At 65.3% G+C, this 16,303-nt stretch carries 17 protein-coding genes and 1 tRNA gene; 3 read left to right on the plus strand and 15 right to left on the minus strand.

Annotated elements, in window-relative coordinates; genetic code table 11:
* Window position 1: 1 nt before the first annotated feature.
* From nuoG to tpiA, 10 genes are all read right to left on the minus strand, one after another.
* Complete coding sequence (nuoG, locus tag Mschef_RS10680) at window positions 2-2,353, minus strand: NADH-quinone oxidoreductase subunit NuoG (RefSeq protein WP_081128263.1); 2,352 nt, start codon at window positions 2,351-2,353, stop codon at window positions 2-4.
* Window positions 2,350-3,660 (minus strand): NADH-quinone oxidoreductase subunit NuoF, encoded by a 1,311-nt coding sequence (gene nuoF, locus Mschef_RS10685; protein WP_081128264.1) that lies wholly within the window; start codon window positions 3,658-3,660, stop codon window positions 2,350-2,352. Before nuoF ends, nuoG begins: the two co-directional genes overlap by 4 nt.
* Before the next feature lie 8 nt (window positions 3,661-3,668).
* Window positions 3,669-4,196, minus strand: coding sequence for an NADH-quinone oxidoreductase subunit NuoE (gene nuoE / locus Mschef_RS10690; protein ID WP_081128265.1), 528 nt, complete (start codon window positions 4,194-4,196; stop codon window positions 3,669-3,671).
* 14 nt (window positions 4,197-4,210) lie between these two features.
* Window positions 4,211-5,464: an NADH-quinone oxidoreductase subunit D gene (locus Mschef_RS10695; RefSeq protein ID WP_081129967.1), complete on the minus strand. Its 1,254-nt coding sequence runs from the start codon at window positions 5,462-5,464 to the stop codon at window positions 4,211-4,213.
* A gap of 7 nt (window positions 5,465-5,471) precedes the next feature.
* Window positions 5,472-6,203: an NADH-quinone oxidoreductase subunit C gene (locus Mschef_RS10700; RefSeq protein WP_081128266.1), complete on the minus strand. Its 732-nt coding sequence runs from the start codon at window positions 6,201-6,203 to the stop codon at window positions 5,472-5,474.
* A 10-nt stretch (window positions 6,204-6,213) separates the two neighbouring features.
* On the minus strand, window positions 6,214-6,768 hold the full coding sequence (locus tag Mschef_RS10705; protein WP_081128267.1) for a NuoB/complex I 20 kDa subunit family protein: 555 nt from the start codon (window positions 6,766-6,768) through the stop codon (window positions 6,214-6,216).
* Complete coding sequence (locus tag Mschef_RS10710) at window positions 6,759-7,082, minus strand: NADH-quinone oxidoreductase subunit A (protein ID WP_081129968.1); 324 nt, start codon at window positions 7,080-7,082, stop codon at window positions 6,759-6,761. The genes Mschef_RS10705 and Mschef_RS10710 overlap by 10 nt, the downstream gene beginning before the upstream one ends.
* Window positions 7,083-7,185: 103 nt before the next feature.
* Window positions 7,186-7,270: transfer RNA gene (locus Mschef_RS10715), tRNA-Leu, on the minus strand.
* 26 nt (window positions 7,271-7,296) lie between these two features.
* Window positions 7,297-7,710 carry a preprotein translocase subunit SecG gene (secG, locus tag Mschef_RS10720; protein WP_081128268.1) on the minus strand — a complete coding sequence of 138 codons (414 nt, stop codon included), beginning with the start codon at window positions 7,708-7,710 and terminating at the stop codon, window positions 7,297-7,299.
* A 24-nt stretch (window positions 7,711-7,734) separates the two neighbouring features.
* On the minus strand, window positions 7,735-8,472 hold the full coding sequence (gene tpiA / locus Mschef_RS10725) for a triose-phosphate isomerase (RefSeq protein WP_081128269.1): 738 nt from the start codon (window positions 8,470-8,472) through the stop codon (window positions 7,735-7,737).
* 105 nt (window positions 8,473-8,577) lie between these two features.
* On the opposite strand from tpiA, the gene Mschef_RS10730 reads away from it, so the two are divergent.
* A complete protein-coding gene (locus Mschef_RS10730; RefSeq protein ID WP_081128270.1) occupies window positions 8,578-9,420 on the plus strand; it encodes an SDR family NAD(P)-dependent oxidoreductase in 843 nt (280 codons plus the stop codon).
* 163 nt (window positions 9,421-9,583) lie between these two features.
* On the opposite strand, the gene Mschef_RS10735 is transcribed toward Mschef_RS10730, so the two are convergent.
* The 5 genes from Mschef_RS10735 to Mschef_RS10755 all read right to left on the minus strand — a co-directional run bounded on the left by Mschef_RS10735 (window position 9,584) and on the right by Mschef_RS10755 (window position 15,561).
* Window positions 9,584-10,519, minus strand: coding sequence for an isopenicillin N synthase family dioxygenase (locus tag Mschef_RS10735; RefSeq protein WP_081128271.1), 936 nt, complete (start codon window positions 10,517-10,519; stop codon window positions 9,584-9,586).
* The gene (gene glmM, locus Mschef_RS10740) at window positions 10,516-11,928 is read right to left on the minus strand and encodes a phosphoglucosamine mutase (protein WP_081129969.1); all 1,413 of its coding nucleotides are present in this window, start codon (window positions 11,926-11,928) and stop codon (window positions 10,516-10,518) included. Before glmM ends, Mschef_RS10735 begins: the two co-directional genes overlap by 4 nt.
* Window positions 11,929-11,967: 39 nt before the next feature.
* A complete protein-coding gene (gene folP, locus Mschef_RS10745; protein WP_081128272.1) occupies window positions 11,968-12,879 on the minus strand; it encodes a dihydropteroate synthase in 912 nt (303 codons plus the stop codon).
* Between the two features lie 86 nt (window positions 12,880-12,965).
* Complete coding sequence (gene ftsH, locus Mschef_RS10750; RefSeq protein WP_176212443.1) at window positions 12,966-14,909, minus strand: ATP-dependent zinc metalloprotease FtsH; 1,944 nt, start codon at window positions 14,907-14,909, stop codon at window positions 12,966-12,968.
* A gap of 19 nt (window positions 14,910-14,928) precedes the next feature.
* Complete coding sequence (locus Mschef_RS10755; RefSeq protein ID WP_081128274.1) at window positions 14,929-15,561, minus strand: RlmE family RNA methyltransferase; 633 nt, start codon at window positions 15,559-15,561, stop codon at window positions 14,929-14,931.
* A 71-nt stretch (window positions 15,562-15,632) separates the two neighbouring features.
* Here Mschef_RS10755 and Mschef_RS10760 point away from each other — a divergent pair, with 71 nt between their 5' ends.
* Both Mschef_RS10760 and Mschef_RS10765 read left to right on the plus strand, forming a co-directional pair.
* Window positions 15,633-15,929, plus strand: coding sequence for a YhbY family RNA-binding protein (locus Mschef_RS10760; protein WP_081129971.1), 297 nt, complete (start codon window positions 15,633-15,635; stop codon window positions 15,927-15,929).
* Entirely contained in the window at window positions 15,929-16,303 is a 375-nt protein-coding gene (locus tag Mschef_RS10765) for an Mth938-like domain-containing protein (protein ID WP_081128276.1), read from the plus strand. The genes Mschef_RS10760 and Mschef_RS10765 overlap by 1 nt, the downstream gene beginning before the upstream one ends.

Genomic DNA, 16,303 nt, shown 5'->3' on the forward strand with positions numbered 1-16,303 from the left:
CTCAAGCCTTCGTCAAATTCAGCGTGCTGCCATGCGGCGGCAACGCTGCGGTTTCTGGATAGGTCGTGTCGATGCGTACCACACCGCGCGCGATGGCGGCATCAATGACCACCGGCAAGCTGATGCCCTCGACATTGACCCGCGCGCCGGCATGCACACCTAGCGCCAGCGCGTCTTGCGGGTGCAGCAGCGCCTGTACAGGCTGCGTCAAGGCGTGCTCCTGCAACGCGGCGGCACGGCGCAACACAGCGTCACCGCGGTAGATCGGCACGTTGGCAATGCGCTGCAATCCGTCTGCCGGCACGGCGCACGGCGGCGACAAACCCGCACCCGACACCGGCTGCTGCGCCAACTGCGGCGCCAGTGCAGCGCGCAGTTCGGCCAGCTCGGTAAACTCGAATCCGCTGCAATCGAGCAAGCCGCCGAGTGCGCGCAATACCTTCCAACCGGCACGCGCTTCGCCCGGCAACCTGGCGCCGGCGGCACTCTCCTGCAGCGTGCCATCGAGATTGATCAGTGTGGCGTCGATCTCCGGGGTGAGCCCGATCGGCAGGATCACATCGGCCAGTTCGCGCAAGCGCTCGCTGGCAAAAGCCGAAAACGCGATCACGCAATCGGCAGCGCGCAACGCGGCCAGCGCCTTGCCACCATCGGCAAAGTCTTCCGGCACCTCGGCGCCATAAACAACATACAGTTTGCGTGGTTGCGCCAACTGCGCATCCAGCGCCAGCCCGGCTTGTTGCGGCAGCGCGCCCATGCGCGCCAGGCCCAGCGCATTGGCACCATCGGGCACGGCATTGAACGCCGCGCCGGTGGCTGCGGCGATGTACTGCGCCAGCGCACGCAACCAGGATGCCTGCGCATGCCGCTGCGCCTGCAGGCCGAACAGCACGCTGCCCTTACCGGCATTGCGCAGCACGTGCGCGGCTGCGCGCATCGGCTCGCCCACGCTTGCCGCGACCAACAGCGCGCGCAGCGCCTCGGGTACGGCAGGTGCGCCGTCCAATTCGGAAACCGCACGCGCGAGCTGCGCCAGCAGCCCGGGCAGCGCCTGCGGCGCAGCGATGAACTGCTCGCTCAGCGCGAAATGGGTGTCGTGGCGCTGTGCGGCGACAGCAAAAACCTTGGCGCCGCGCTTGGCGGCCTCGCGCAAGCGATGGTTGACCAAGGGCAGCTCGCTGCGCAGGTCGCAGTCGACCAGCAGCGCCGCATCGACGGTTTGCAGTGCCTGCACGCCGCATGCCCATGGCTGTGCCACGGGTGCATCGGCGAAATCCAGCGTCCGCAAACGGTGGTCGATGTTGGCGCAGCCCAGGCCTTGTGCCAGACGCGCCAGCAGCGCGCCTTCCTCGCACGAGGTCGCCGGCTGCACCAGTACTCCGATATCGCTGCCCCTGACGCCGCGCAAACGCTCCACTGCCACGCCCAGCGCGTCATCCCAGTCGGTTTCGATCCATGCGCCATCGCGCTTGAGCAGCGGCCGCTGCGCCCGATCCGCCGCGTACAGGCCCTGATGACTGTAACGGTCACGGTCGGACAACCAGCACTCGTTGATGGCTTCGTTGTCGCGCGGCACCGTGCGCAGCACCTCGCCGCGGCGCGTGTGCAGCCACAGATTGGAGCCCAGCGCGTCGTGATAGCCGATGGAGGCGCGCGCGATCAGCTCCCACGCGCGCGCCTGGAAGCGATACACCTTGTTGGTCAGCGCGCCGACCGGACACACGTCGATGATGTTGCCGGACAGCTCGCTGTCGATGGTCTTGCCGATATAAGTGCCGATCTCCAGATGCTCGCCGCGCGCCATGCCGCCCAGTTCATAGGTGCCAGCGATCTCGCTCATGAAGCGCACGCAGCGCGTGCACTGGATGCAGCGCGTCATTTCGGTGGCCACCAGCGGGCCGAGATCCTCGTCGGCGACCACGCGTTTGCGTTCGCTGTAGCGCGAGATCGAACGGCCATAGCCGAGCGACACGTCCTGCAACTCGCACTCGCCACCCTGGTCGCAGATCGGGCAGTCGAGCGGATGATTGATCAGCAGGAACTCCATCACGTCACGTTGCCAGTGCAGGGCTTTCTCGGAACGCGTGTGCACCTTCATGCCTTCGGCCACCGGCGTGGCGCAGGCGGGTTGCGGCTTCGGAATGGGCTTGCCGCCCATTTCCACCTCGACCAGGCACTGGCGACAGTTGGCCGCGATCGGGAGCTTGTGGTGATAGCAGAAGCGCGGAATGGAAATGCCGACCTTGTCCGCAGCCTGGATGATCATGCTGCCCTTGGGTACCTGCAGCGCCCGGCCGTCGATCTCGATGTTGACGTGATCGGGCGCGGTGCCGGCAATGGGCTGGGCGCTCATGCCGCCACCCCCAGATCGCGTTCGACCATGGAATGACCATGCTCGACGTAGTACTCGAACTCGTGCCAGTAGTGACGCAGGAAACCCTGTACCGGCCAGGCAGCGGCCTCGCCGAACGCGCAGATGGTGTGACCCTCGATCTGCCCGGCGATGGCTTTCAAACGATGCAGGTCATCGACCGTGCCCTTGCCCTCGACGATGCGCGTAAGCACGCGATACATCCAGCCGGTGCCTTCGCGACACGGCGTGCACTGGCCGCAGGACTCGGCGTAGTAAAAACGGCTGATGCGCTGACAGGCGCGCACCATGCAGGTGGTTTCATCCATCACGATCACCGCGCCCGAGCCGAGGCCCGAGCCGGCTTTCTGGATGGCGTCGTAATCCATGGTCAGCTCGAGCATGGTCTCGCCGGGCAGTACCGGCATCGACGATCCGCCCGGAATCACCGCCTTGAGTTTGCGTCCACCGCGCACGCCGCCGGCCAAGGCCAGCAGGTCCTTGAACGAGGTGCCGAGGCGGACTTCGAAATTGCCAGGATTGTTGACATGGCCGGAAACCGAGAAGATCTTCGGCCCGCCGTTGTTGGGCTTGCCGAGGCCGAGAAACCACTCGCCGCCCTTGCGCAGGATCGCCGGCACCGAGGCATAGGTTTCGGTGTTGTTGATCGTGGTCGGCTTGCCATACAGGCCGAAGTTGGCCGGGAATGGCGGCTTGAAACGCGGCTGGCCCTTCTTGCCTTCCAGTGATTCCATCAGCGCGGTTTCCTCGCCACAGATGTACGCACCGGCGCCCAGCGCGGCGTGGATATCCACGTCGACGCCCGAGCCAAGGATGTTCTTGCCGAGCAGGCCCGCGGCGTAGGCATCGCGCAGCGCCTGCTCGAAATGCTCGAACGGCTCGTGGTGAAACTCGCCGCGCAAATAGTTGTAGCCCACCGTCGAACCGGTGGCGTAGCAGGCGATGGCCATGCCCTCGATCACCGCATGCGGGTTGTAGCGCAGGATGTCGCGGTCCTTGCAGGTGCCCGGCTCGGACTCGTCCGAATTGCACAGGATGTACTTCTGCATCGCACCCTTGGGCATGAACGACCACTTCAGGCCGGTGGGAAAGCCCGCACCGCCACGCCCGCGCAGCCCGGATTTCTTGACTTCGTCGATGATCGCCGCGGGCTCGGTTTTCTCGGCCAGGATTTTATTCCAGGCCTCGTAGCCACCGATTTTCCGGTAGCTCTCCAGCGACCACGGCCTATCGAAATGCAGGGTCGTGAGCACGACCTGGTGTTCCTGCGGGGCGGGACCGACTGCCATGTGCTACCTCATTTCAATGCATCGAGGATCTGGTCCATCGCGATGATGTCCAGGCGCTCGTGGTAATGACCGTTGACCACCATCATCGGTGCGCCCGCGCAGGCAGCCAGACACTCCTCTTCACGCTTGAGGAAAATGCGGCCGTCCGCGGTGCTCTCGCCGACCTTGATGCCCAGCTTCTGCTCGCAATGGCGCAGCAGATCCTCGGCGCCATTGAGCCAGCAGGAAATATTGGTGCAGATGGCCACGTTGTTGCGGCCTACCGGCTCCAGCGCGAACATCGAATAGAAGCTGGCGACTTCGTAGGCCCATACCGGCGGGATGCCCAGGTATCTGGCCACGGCCGCGATCAGCACGTCGGTGAGGTGACCGCCATTCTGTTCCTGCGCCGCCATCAGTCCCTGCAGCGTGGCCGAGCGGCGCCGGTCCGGCGGAAACTTGGCCAACCAGTGCTCGATGTGCTGGCGCGTGTCCGCGCTGAGCACGACCTCGGGATCGACATCCTTGACCTGCTCGAAATTGCCGGTTGCGCGCATCGTTGGATTCCAGATCAGCGGTCGATTTCGCCGAAGACCACGTCGTAGGTGCCGATCATCGCCACCACGTCGGCCAGCATGTGTCCACGCACGATTTCGTCGATCGAGGACAAATGCACAAAGCCAGGAGCGCGCAGCTTGACGCGAAACGGCTTGTTGGCGCCGTCCGAGATCATGTACACGCCGAACTCGCCCTTGGGCGCTTCCACCGCGCTGTACACCTCGCCCGCGGGCACGCTGTAGCCTTCGGTGAACAGCTTGAAGTGGTGGATCAGCGCTTCCATGTCTTCTTTCATGTCGGCGCGATGCGGCGGGATGATCTTGTGGCTTTCCAGCAGCACCGGACCGGGGTTGCGGCGCAGCCACTCGATGCACTGCCGGATGATGCGGTTGGATTGGCGCATCTCGGCGACACGCACCAGGTAACGATCGTAGCAATCGCCGTTGACACCCACGGGAATGTCGAAATCGACATCGGCATAGGCCGCGTAGGGCTGCTTCTTGCGCAAGTCCCAGGCGATGCCCGAGCCGCGCAGCATCGGCCCGCTCATGCCCCAGGCGCGCGCCTGCTCCGGGCTGACCACGCCGATGCCAACCGTGCGCTGCTTCCAGATGCGGTTATTGGTGAGCAGTTCTTCGTACTCGTCGACCTTGTGCGGGAAGTCCTCGCTGAAGGCGTCGAGGAAATCCAGCATCGAGCCCTGTCGCCACTGGTTCAGGCGCTTGAGATCAGCGCCCTTGTGCCACGGTGATTCATGATAGTTCGGCATGCGCTCGGGCAGATCGCGATAGACGCCGCCGGGGCGATAGTACGTCGCGTGCATGCGCGCGCCGCTGACGCCCTCGTAGCAATCCATCAACTCTTCGCGCTCGCGAAAGGCGTACAAGAACACCGCCATGGCACCGAGATCAAGGGCGTTCGAGCCGATCCACATCAAGTGGTTGAGGATGCGCGTGATTTCATCGAACAGCGTGCGGATGTACTGCGCGCGCTGCGGCGCCTCGATGCCGACAAGACGCTCGATGGCACGCACATAGGCATGCTCGTTGCACATCATGGACACGTAATCCAGGCGATCCATGTAACCGATCGACTGGTTGAACGGCTTGGACTCGGCCAGTTTTTCGGTGCCCCGGTGCAGCAGGCCGATATGCGGATCGGCGCGCATCACCACTTCGCCATCCATCTCCAGGATCAGGCGCAGCACGCCGTGCGCGGCGGGATGCTGCGGCCCGAAATTCATCGTGTAATTGCGGATCTCGTCCATGGGCTGCTCAGTTCTGGCGCCAATGATCGGCGGTTTCGGCGGCGCCTTGCGCATAACGCGAGTCTTCGCGCACCACGCGCGGCACCAACACCCGCGGCTCGATGCTCACCGGCTGATAGATCACGCGGCGCTGCTCGGGGTCGTAGCGCACTTCGACATTGCCGATCAGCGGAAAATCCTTGCGGAAGGCATGACCGACGAAACCGTAATCGGTGAGGATGCGGCGCAGGTCCGGATGGCCTTCAAAAACGATGCCGAACAAATCGAAGGCCTCGCGCTCGAACCAGTTGGCCGCAGGCCATATCGCGGTGACCGAGGGCACGATCGGCAACCCATGGTCCGGGCAGAACACGCGCACGCGCACGCGGCGGTTGTGGCGCAGCGAGAGCAGGTGCAGCACGGCTGCAAAGCGGCGCGGCATGTTGCTGTCGCGCGGGCGACCGTCCCAGTCGAAGCGCCCGGGGCCGGAGGTTCCCTCGACGCCGCGCGAATAGCCGGTACCAGTGACCTGCTCGGAGTTTTCCCACTCCGAGTGACCATGACCGAGGTAATCCACGCCGCAGACATCGATCAATTCCTCGAAGCCGAATTCTGCGTCGTCGCGTAGCGCACGCGCCAGCAACAACAGATCGCCCGGCGAGACCTCGATCGTGGTCTCGCCAAGACGCTCGACACAGGACTGGATCTGTGCGCCGAAGCGCTCCTGCAGGCGCCGGGCAAGGGAAATGGTTGCGTTCATGCCGTGCGCCTCAACGCGCGATGGTGCTGGTGCGGCGGATCTTCTGCTGCAACTGCAGGATGCCGTGGATCAATGCTTCGGCAGTTGGCGGGCAGCCCGGCACGTAGATATCCACCGGCACGATGCGATCGCAGCCACGCACCACCGAATAGGAATAGTGGTAGTAGCCGCCGCCGTTGGCGCAGGAACCCATCGAGATCACCCACTTTGGATCGGGCATCTGGTCATAGACCTTGCGCAGTGCCGGCGCCATCTTGTTGACCAGTGTGCCGGCCACGATCATCACATCGGACTGGCGCGGGCTGGGGCGGAACACCACGCCGTAGCGATCCAGATCCAGACGCGCCGCACCCGCATGCATCATCTCCACCGCGCAGCAGGCCAGGCCGAAGGTCATCGGCCACATCGAACCGGTGCGCGCCCAGTTCATCAGCGCGTCGATGCTGGTGGTGGCGAAGCCGCGCTGCATCACCGGGTTGTCCGGTGTCGGTCGCAGAATGTCATCGACCAGGTTCAGTGGCTGCGGGTTGTGCATCACCCGATCGAAGCTCTGGATCATTCCCATTCCAGCGCTCCTTTCTTCCAGATGTAGACAAAGCCGACCACCAGCAAGCCAATGAACAAGGCCATTTCGATCAGCGCGATCAGGCCGATGCGATCGAACACCACCGCCCACGGAAACAGGAAGGCGATTTCCAGATCGAAGATGATGAACAGGATAGCGAGCAGGTAGTAGCGCACATCGAACTTCATGCGCGCATCCTCGAATGCCTCGAAGCCGCACTCGTAGGGCGATAATTTCTCGGCTTCGGGACGCTTCGGCGCCACCAGAAGGCCAATGGTCAGCAAGGCCAGGCCCAGTCCCGCAGCAACGACCATGAACAACAGAATCGGCCAATATTGATCAAGTAGCACGGCTCGAACGTCCTCCGCGTCGGGCGCTGTGCAGGCCTGTGGGACTGCAGCGCAGTGAGTGACAATGTGGTGCCCAAGAGGGGACTCGAACCCCTACGACTCGCGTCGCTACCACCTCAAGGTAGTGCGTCTACCAATTCCGCCACCTGGGCTCGTGATTGTGGATCGAACTCTGCGGTCACTTGCCGCCCGCGGCCTCTGGCTTCGGCGCAGGTGCGGCAGGGGCAGCGACGGGGGCTTTCGTCGTCGGCACGACTGGTGACGCAATCTGCGCTGGCCGCGTCTGCGCCTTGGCGGCCGCGGATGGCGCGGCGCCCGCCATCACGCCCAGACCTTGCTGCGCAGTGGCTTGGGGCGTACCGGCACGACTCAGATAAATCGCCATGCCGAGACTGACCACGAAAAACAGTGTCGCGAGCACGGCCGTGGCGCGCGACAGGAAGCTGGACGAGCCACGCGCACCGAACACGGTGCCGGAAGCACCACCGCCAAAGCCGGCACCGGCGTTGGCGCCATCGCCACGCTGCAACAGGATGAGCACGATCATGCTCGCGGCGATCAGCACGTAAAGAATGGAGAAAATGGTGAACATGCGTATGTCTTGAACCGGAGCAGATCAGCGTGCCGCCACGCAGATCGCGAGGAATTCCTCGGCCAGCAGCGAGGCGCCACCCACCAACCCACCATCGACATCGGGTTGGGCAAACAGTTCCGGCGCGTTGGCAGCCTTGACGCTACCGCCGTAAAGCAACCGGATCAGCCGCGAGAGTTTAGCATCGTGCGCGGCGAGTTGGCTACGCATGAAGGCATGCACGGCCTGCACCTGGGCCGCGCTGGCGGTGCGCCCGGTGCCGATCGCCCAGATCGGTTCGTAAGCGATCACGACGCCGGCCAAACGACTGCCGAGCACCTGCAGCGGTGTCTGCAATTGACTGGCGATCACGCGTTCGGTGTTGCCGCGCTCGTGCTCGTCGAGCGTCTCTCCCACGCACAATACCGGGGTCAAAGCGTTTTCCAGCGCGCGTTGCAACTTGGCCGCGATCAGCACCTCGCTCTCGTGGTGGTACTGGCGACGCTCCGAATGTCCAACCAGCACCCAGCGCGCGCCCACATCGTGCAACATGGCAGCGGATACCTCGCCGGTATAGGCACCCTGCACATGCGCGCTGAGGTCCTGCGCGCCTACGCCAACTGCACCAAACGCCAATTGCACTGCCTGCGGCAGATACGGAAACGGCGGAAACACCACCACCTCGCACGGCGGTGGCTCAGCCACCAATGCGCCAAGCAGGGTCGCGGTCAACGCGCTCGATCCGTGCATCTTCCAGTTTGCAGCAACAAGCTTGCGGCGCATGGCCTTCCCCGATCCGTGTTTCCCCGCAGGCAGAATAGCCAGCGCGCAAGGGCGCGCGCAACGCGCACACTACGCGCCTGTCATCGCACCGTGTCGAGGTAATCCATGACCGATTCTCCGCGCTGGGCCTTGGTCACCGGCGCCTCAGCGGGCATCGGTGCCGCTTTCGCGCGCGACCTTGCGGCGCAAGGCTGTGCGCTGGTGCTCACTGCGCGCCGCAGCGAGCGCCTGCAATCCCTCGCGGCGGAACTCCGGCAAGCGTACGGCACGCGCTGCGAAATCCTGCCTGCCGATCTGGCCGATCCCACTGCGCCTGCGAACTTGTGCGCGCAACTGGACGCGCACGGCATCGGCATCGACCTGCTGATCAACAACGCCGGGTATGGCGTTCCCGGAACGTTCGATGCCAGCCCGTGGCCACGGCACGCCGATTTCATCCAAGTGATGATGACCGCGCCCACCGAACTGGCGCACCGCCTGCTGCCTGGCATGCGTGCACGCGGCTGGGGCCGCATCGTCAATGTGGCCTCCCTGGCCGGCCTCGTGCCTGGTACCGCCGCGCACACGCTGTATGGCGCCAGCAAGGCTTACCTGATCCACTTTTCGCAATCACTGGGACAGGAAAACGGCGCCCGCGGCGTGCACGTGTGCGCACTCTGCCCGGGCTTCACCTGGTCCGAGTTTCACGATGTCAGCGGTGCACGCGCGCAGGTCGCGCGCATGCCGCGCTGGATGTGGATGGATGCCGCACACGTTGTGCGCGAGGGCCTCGCCGCAGCCGAGCGTGGCGATCTGGTGTATGTGCCCGGGCGCATCAACCGCGGCATCAAGACATTGTTCAAGCTGCTGCCCGACCGCTTCGCACTGGCGCTGATCGCGCGCCGCGCGCACCGGTTCCGCGTCGGCGCAGATGCCTCCGCGGATCAACACTCACCGCGCGAACATTGAGCGCACGCAAGTGGCATTTTTGCGCCGGTCCGGCGCGCAGACATGCAACGGCAGACGAGCGCGCGCCGGCATCCTGGTCGGCATCGCCGCGCGGCCATACAGCCGCGGCTGAATGGCGCAACACTGCAATGTATTGGGCGGCGCTGCACGCTCGCCACCCGCGTCACACCAGGCGGATTTCGCGCAGGCGTTCCTGCAGATAACCATGCGCGGTGATCGGCTGCGGATAGCGGCTGGGGTGCCTGGCGTCGATGCAATTGGGCAGCACTTCGATCAGGAAATCGGAATTGGGGTGCAGGAAGAACGGCACCGAGTAGCGCGGCTCGCGTGCGCCCGCGCCGGCGGGGTTGACCACACGGTGTGTGGTCGATGGATACACATGGTTACTCAGGCGCTGCAGCATGTCGCCGATGTTGACCACGATGGCGTCGCCGTGCGTGGTGATCGGAAGCCACTGACCTTCACGCGTGAGCACCTCCAGTCCGGCGGCGCTGGCGCCGACCAGCAGGGTGATGAAGTTGATGTCCTCGTGCGCACCGGCGCGCACATTGGGCACATCGGGGCTGGTGATCGGCGGGTAATGAATCGGACGCAGGATCGAATTGCCATGGTCGATCTTGTCGTCGAACCAGCGCTCAGGCAGGCCGATGTGCAGCGCCAGCGCACGCAGCACGCGCGCACCCAGATCATCCAGCGCCTGATACAACGCGTAACCATCGATGCGCAACCCCGGCACCTCGGCGGGCCACAGGTTGGGCGGCATCACCGCGGCGTCGCGCGAGTCGCGCGCGATCTCGCGGCCGATATGCCAGAACTCCTTGAGGTCCGGATACTGGCTGTCCTTGGCGGTTTCCACGCCGAACGGCGTATAGCCGCGCGCACCGCCGCCGCCGCGCACGTGGTATTTCATCTTGACCTCGGCCGGCAGGGCGAAAAAACACCGGAAGGCCGCGTAAGCGCGTGCGACCAGCGCCGCATCGATGCCGTGGCCACTGATGCAGCAGAAGCCGAACTCGCGGTAGGCGGCACCGATCTCGGCCACGAAACCTGCGCGATCGCTGTCGTAGCGGCGCATGTCGAGGGTGGGAACCTGCTTCATGGGATAGCCTCTGCGCCAGGAATGATATCCGCGGCCAATCTTACGGTTTCGGCAAGTTGCGCGGCGAGCTGATCGACCATGCGCGCATCGCGCGCCTCGACCGTCACGCGCACCAGCGGCTCGGTGCCCGAGGCGCGCAGAACCACGCGTCCCTGCCCGGCCAGCGCGTGTTCGGTGGCAACCAGCGCGGCACGCACCGCAGGCGTCGCCAACAGCGCGTCGGCGGGCGCGCTGACGCGCAGATTGATGGTGCGCTGTGGCCACCGGTCCAGATCGGCGCAGGCCTGCTGCAAGGTCTGCCCGCTGCGCGCCAGCGCCTCCAGCACCGCCAGCGCGGTGACGATGCCGTCGCCGGCGCCCGCGCGATCCAGGCACAGCAAATGGCCGGACGCTTCACCGCCGAGCATCCCGCCATGTTCGCGCAATGCACGGCGCACATGGCGGTCGCCGACATTGGCGCGCACGAATGGCACTCCCAGTGCGGTGATCGCACGCACCAGCGCCTCGTTGCTCATCAGCGTGCCGACCACACTGCCATGCAGCTGACCGCGTGCCGCCAGATCACGCGCGAGGACGAACAGCAGATCATCGCCATCCACCAGCTTGCCACGCGCATCGACCATCTGCACGCGATCGCCGTCGCCATCGAAAGCAATGCCGAGGTCAGCCCCTGCATCCAGCACCGCTCGCTGCAGCGCCTGCGGCTGGGTGGAGCCGAAGCCGGCGTTGATGTTGAACCCGTCGGGCGTGGCACCGATCACCGTGAGCGCCGCATCCAGGGCCTGAAACACGCGCGGGGCGACCTGGTAGGTCGCGCCATGCGCGCAGTCGATCACGATGCGTGAACCCTGCAGGCTGAAGTCTGCAGCCACGGTCCCGCGACAAAATGCCTCGTAGCGTTGCGCTGCATCGGCCACGCGCTGCGCCTTGCCCAGCGCGTGGGAATCGACGGTGGTGAAAGGCTGCGCCACCGCGGCCTCGATGGCCAGTTCCATGGCATCGTCGAGTTTCTCGCCATCCGGCCCGAAAAACTTCACGCCGTTGTCGTCGAAAGGATTGTGCGAGGCACTGATCACGATGCCGGCGCTGGCGCCGAGTGATTGCGTGAGCCATGCCACCGCGGGCGTCGGCAACGGCCCGAGCAGGCGCACGTCGCAACCGGCGGCCACCAGGCCGGCTTCGAGCGCGGCCTCGAACATGTAGCCGGATACGCGCGTGTCCTTGCCGATCAGCACCGTACCGCGCGCGCCGTGACCCAGCACGCCGCCCGCAGCGTGACCCAGACGCAGCATGAAATCGGCGCTGATCGGCCATGTGCCGACGCGACCGCGGATGCCATCGGTACCAAAATGCTGGCGCGCGGCCACGCTCACGGCGGAAGCTGTTGTGGCTGGGTTTGCGGCGGACATGCGCGCAAGCATAGCGCCGCGCATCGGCACCGCGCGGGCTCAGTCCTCATCGTCCCGGTGTGGACGGGCGCCATGTGACGCCGATGCCGCCGGCGTCGCTGCATCCTCCACCGCCTGCCACACAGCCAGCGCCTCGTGCGTGGCCGCGACATCGTGCACACGCACGATGCGCGCGCCACGCTGCGCCGCCAGCAGCGCCGCGGCGACCGAGCCAATGACGCGCTGCGCGGGCTCGCGCTGCCCGGTCACGCTACCGATCATCGACTTGCGCGACAGCCCGACCAGCAGGCCGGCGCCCAGGCCACTGAAGCGCTGCAAGGCCTGCAATAAAGCCAGGTTGTGTTGCAGCGTCTTGCCAAAACCGAAGCCGGGATCGACCAGCACGCGGCCACGCGGAATGCCAGCCAGCTCGCATGACAGAACGCGTTCGGTGAGAAAGCGATGCACGTCGTCGATCACATCCGCGTAGTGCGGCGCCTGCTGCATGCTGCGCGGCTCGCCCTGCATGTGCATCAGGCACACCGGCACACCCAGGTCAGCACAGGCGTCCAGTGCACCGGGTTCGCGCAGCGCGCACACGTCATTGATCAAGCCGGCGCCGGCCGCCACCGCCGCGCGCATCACCTCGGGCTTGCGCGTGTCGACCATCAGCGGCACACCGCAACGCGCGGCCAGGCCCGCGATCACCGGCAGGACGCGCCGCAGTTCCTCATCGATCGACACCGATTCGGCACCGGGGCGCGTGGATTCGCCACCGATATCCAGCAGATCCGCGCCATCCTCGACCAGACCCAGACCGTAGGCTATGGCGCTCTCGGTATCGGCATGCTGACCCGCATCGGAAAACGAATCCGGGGTGACATTGATGATGCCGGCGATGCGCACACGATCCAGGCGCAGCGGGCGTCCGGCGCAATCCAGTTGCGGCGTGGTGTCAAACAGGCTGGCCATGCAGTGCTCCGCTGGAAAAGGTTGACTCACGCAAGGAAAAGGCCAGCGCGGACTCAGGCCTTTTCGTGCTGCCGCGACAAGGGGTCTCAGGCTTGCGGCGCGGGGCGACCGACGCCGTCGCTGGGTTTGGCGCCGCCGCCGACCGTGCTGTCACCCGCGCTGGTGCCGCTGCTGCCGGCAACGTCATCATGCGCGCGCCAGTCGCTGGGCGGACCCGGCTCGCGCCCGGCCATGATCGCCGCGATCTGCTCACGGTCGATGGTTTCGTACTGAATCAGCGCCGCCGCCATGGCGTGCAGGATGCCGATGTTGTCGGTGAGGATCTGGCGCGCACGGCTGTATGCAGTGTCGATGGTGGTGCGCACCACTTCGTCGATGCGCCGCGCGGTGGCCTCGGACACGGTCTTGTGCTGGGTGACCGAGCGCCCGAGAAACACCTCGTCCTCATCCTCGCCATAAGTCATCGGACCCAGTTCCTCGCTGAGGCCATACTTGGTGGCCATGTCGCGCGCCAGTTGCGTGGCGCGCTGGATGTCGTTGCTGGCGCCGGTGGTGACCTTGTCGGCACCGAAGATCAATTCCTCGGCGACGCGCCCGCCGAACAGACTGGCCAGCCGGCTCTGCAGATGCGTGCGGCTGTGGCTGTAGCGATCGGCCTCGGGCAGGAACATGGTCACGCCCAGCGCACGCCCGCGCGGGATGATGGTGACCTTGTGCACCGGGTCGTGATCGGGCACGTTCAAGCCGACGATGGCATGCCCGGATTCGTGGTAGGCGGTGAGGCGCTTCTCGTCCTCGGTCATGATCATCGAGCGGCGTTCGGCACCCATCAGGATCTTGTCCTTGGCGCGCTCGAAATGATCCATGCGCACTTCGCGCGAGTTTTCGCGCGCGGCGAACAGCGCCGCCTCGTTGACCAGGTTGGCCAGATCGGCGCCGGTGAAACCGGGCGTGCTGCGCGCGATGATCATGGCATCCACGTCGCTGCCGATCGGCACCTTGCGCATGTGCACCTTGAGGATCTGCTCGCGACCGCGCAGGTCGGGCAGGGACACGAACACCTGGCGATCGAAGCGGCCCGGGCGCAACAGCGCCGGATCAAGCACGTCAGGGCGATTGGTAGCGGCGATGACGATCACGCCCTCGCTGCCCTCGAAGCCGTCCATCTCGACCAGCAACTGATTGAGCGTCTGTTCGCGTTCGTCGTGACCGCCGCCCAGGCCAGCACCGCGATGACGACCGACCGCGTCGATTTCGTCGATAAAAATGATGCACGGCGCGTGTTTCTTGGCCTGCTCGAACATGTCGCGCACGCGCGCGGCGCCAACGCCGACGAACATCTCGACAAAATCCGAGCCCGAGATCGAAAAGAACGGCACCTTGGCCTCGCCGGCAATGGCCTTGGCCAACAGCGTCTTGCCGGTACCCGGCGAGCCGGCCAGCAGCACGCCACGCGGGATGCGCCCGCCCAGCTTCTGGAATTTGGCCGGGTCCTTGAGGAAATCGACCAGCTCGCGCACCTCGTCCTTGGCTTCCTCGCAACCGGCGACGTCGGCGAAGGTCACCTTGACCTGATCCTCGCCCTGCAACTTGGCGCGCGAACGGCCGAACGACATCGCGCCGCGGCCACCGCCACCGGACTGCATCTGGCGCATGAACCAGAACAACACACCGAAAATGAGCAGGATCGGCACCCAGTCGATCAGGATCTTGACCAGGATGTTGCCGCCATCGGCGGGCACCTGCGTCACCTGCACACCATGCTTGAGCAGGCGTGTGACCAGATCCGAATCGTAGGCCGGAGCCACCGTGCGCAACGCGCTGCCATCGCGCAGTTTGCCGGTGATGGTGGGCGGCATGCCGGCGCTGATCGTGACCGAACCGACGTTGTTGCTGTCGACCTGCTGCACGAAGCTGGTGTAACTCATCGCATCGGTACTGCGGCCGGAAGGCGAGAAGCTCTGGAACACGGCCAGCAATACCACCGCGATCACCAGCCAAATCACCAGATTTTTTGCCATATCGTTCATCATCCGCTCCGTCCGCCGCTCAAGGCTTCACACCCGTCGCCAGCGCATACACCTCGCGCGAACGAGCGCGCGAAGCCTTGGGTTTCCGCATACTCACGCGCTGAAAGCCGGCACGCAAGTCGCGAACGAAATCATCAAATCCGACGCCTTGGAACAATTTCACCAGAAACGCGCCTTCGGGTTTCAGCCATTGCCGCGCAAACTGACTGGCCAGTTCAGCCAGCTGCATGGCGCGCGCCTGATCGGACAGGACCACACCGCTCATGTTGGGGGCCATGTCGGAAAGCACAAGATCGAGCTTTTCGCCCCGCAGCAGTGTTTCCAGGCGGGCCTGAACATCCGGCGCGCGGAAATCCCCCTGCAGAAAATCCACGCCGGCGATGCCCTGCATCGGCAGTATGTCGACCGCGATCAGGCGTCCGCCTGCACCGCGCTGTCCTGCCTGGTGCTCGCGCAACACCTGCGTCCAGCCACCCGGCGCCGCGCCAAGATCCACAATGTTCATGTGCGGCCGCAACAGGCGATCGCGCTCGATCAGCTCGGTCAGTTTGTACGCAGAGCGCGAGCGCAGACCTGCGGCCTGCGCTTTTTTGACGTAGGGATCCTCAAAGTGTTCGCGCAACCAGCGCGTACTGCTTTTGCTGCGATTCACGCAAACCCGAACCATCGACGCGGCTGGACATGATACCTTCCGCGGCCATCCGACCACAGCAGATCAACTGCATGGCCCTGACGTCTTCCCAAGTTCGCTACCTGCGCGGCATGGCGCATCCGCTCAAGCCGGTACTGCAACTCGGCGGCCGTGGCGTCACGCCCGCGTTGCTGCGCGAGCTGGATGCGGCGCTGGATCGCCACGAGCTGGTCAAGGTGCGCCTGACCGGCGCCGATCGCGCCGCGCGCGCCGAACTGCTCGATGCCCTGCTCGCCGGCAGTGGCGCGGATCTGGTGCAACGCATCGGCCATATCGCCAGCTTGTTCCGGCGTAACGCGGAAGAACCAAAGCTCGCTCTGCCGCGCTGATGGAACTGTCGCTGCAACGTCCCGGCAACTGGCTGTATGTGCGTCATGTCGGCGCTGACAGCATCACCGTGGTCGATCGCGAGCTGCGGCAGAGCTTTTTGCTGTGTCGCGACCAGGCCGTGGAAAACTGGCCGGTGCGCGACGTCGCCGCGTTGCTGCCCGAACACTGGGACGCGGTACTCGCCTTGCAACCCGAGGTCGTGCTGCTGGGCACGGGCGCGCAGCAGCGGTTTCCGCAACCGACCACACTGGCCACGCTGCTGCAACGGGGCATCGGCTGCGAGGTGATGCACAACGCCGCCTGCGCGCGCACCTACACGGTATTGTCCGACGAGGGCCGCCGCGTGGTCGCCGCTTTCATCCTGCCCGGCTGA

It is taken from the genome of Metallibacterium scheffleri (genome assembly GCF_002077135.1).
Classification (GTDB): Bacteria; Pseudomonadota; Gammaproteobacteria; order Xanthomonadales; family Rhodanobacteraceae; genus Metallibacterium; species Metallibacterium scheffleri.

What these genes read in the sequence shown, in the direction of transcription:
- nuoG (WP_081128263.1), bottom strand. Translation starts at nt 2,353, where the DNA reads ATGAGCGCCCAGCCCATTGCCGGCACCGCGCCCGATCACGTCAACATC.
- nuoF (WP_081128264.1), bottom strand. Translation starts at nt 3,660, where the DNA reads ATGGCAGTCGGTCCCGCCCCGCAGGAACACCAGGTCGTGCTCACGACC.
- nuoE (WP_081128265.1), bottom strand. Translation starts at nt 4,196, where the DNA reads ATGCGCGCAACCGGCAATTTCGAGCAGGTCAAGGATGTCGATCCCGAG.
- Mschef_RS10695 (WP_081129967.1), bottom strand. Translation starts at nt 5,464, where the DNA reads ATGGACGAGATCCGCAATTACACGATGAATTTCGGGCCGCAGCATCCC.
- Mschef_RS10700 (WP_081128266.1), bottom strand. Translation starts at nt 6,203, where the DNA reads ATGAACGCAACCATTTCCCTTGCCCGGCGCCTGCAGGAGCGCTTCGGC.
- Mschef_RS10705 (WP_081128267.1), bottom strand. Translation starts at nt 6,768, where the DNA reads ATGGGAATGATCCAGAGCTTCGATCGGGTGATGCACAACCCGCAGCCA.
- Mschef_RS10710 (WP_081129968.1), bottom strand. Translation starts at nt 7,082, where the DNA reads ATGGTCGTTGCTGCGGGACTGGGCCTGGCCTTGCTGACCATTGGCCTT.
- secG (WP_081128268.1), bottom strand. Translation starts at nt 7,710, where the DNA reads ATGTTCACCATTTTCTCCATTCTTTACGTGCTGATCGCCGCGAGCATG.
- tpiA (WP_081128269.1), bottom strand. Translation starts at nt 8,472, where the DNA reads ATGCGCCGCAAGCTTGTTGCTGCAAACTGGAAGATGCACGGATCGAGC.
- Mschef_RS10730 (WP_081128270.1), top strand. Translation starts at nt 8,578, where the DNA reads ATGACCGATTCTCCGCGCTGGGCCTTGGTCACCGGCGCCTCAGCGGGC.
- Mschef_RS10735 (WP_081128271.1), bottom strand. Translation starts at nt 10,519, where the DNA reads ATGAAGCAGGTTCCCACCCTCGACATGCGCCGCTACGACAGCGATCGC.
- glmM (WP_081129969.1), bottom strand. Translation starts at nt 11,928, where the DNA reads ATGTCCGCCGCAAACCCAGCCACAACAGCTTCCGCCGTGAGCGTGGCC.
- folP (WP_081128272.1), bottom strand. Translation starts at nt 12,879, where the DNA reads ATGGCCAGCCTGTTTGACACCACGCCGCAACTGGATTGCGCCGGACGC.
- ftsH (WP_176212443.1), bottom strand. Translation starts at nt 14,909, where the DNA reads ATGAACGATATGGCAAAAAATCTGGTGATTTGGCTGGTGATCGCGGTG.
- Mschef_RS10760 (WP_081129971.1), top strand. Translation starts at nt 15,633, where the DNA reads ATGGCCCTGACGTCTTCCCAAGTTCGCTACCTGCGCGGCATGGCGCAT.
- Mschef_RS10765 (WP_081128276.1), top strand. Translation starts at nt 15,929, where the DNA reads ATGGAACTGTCGCTGCAACGTCCCGGCAACTGGCTGTATGTGCGTCAT.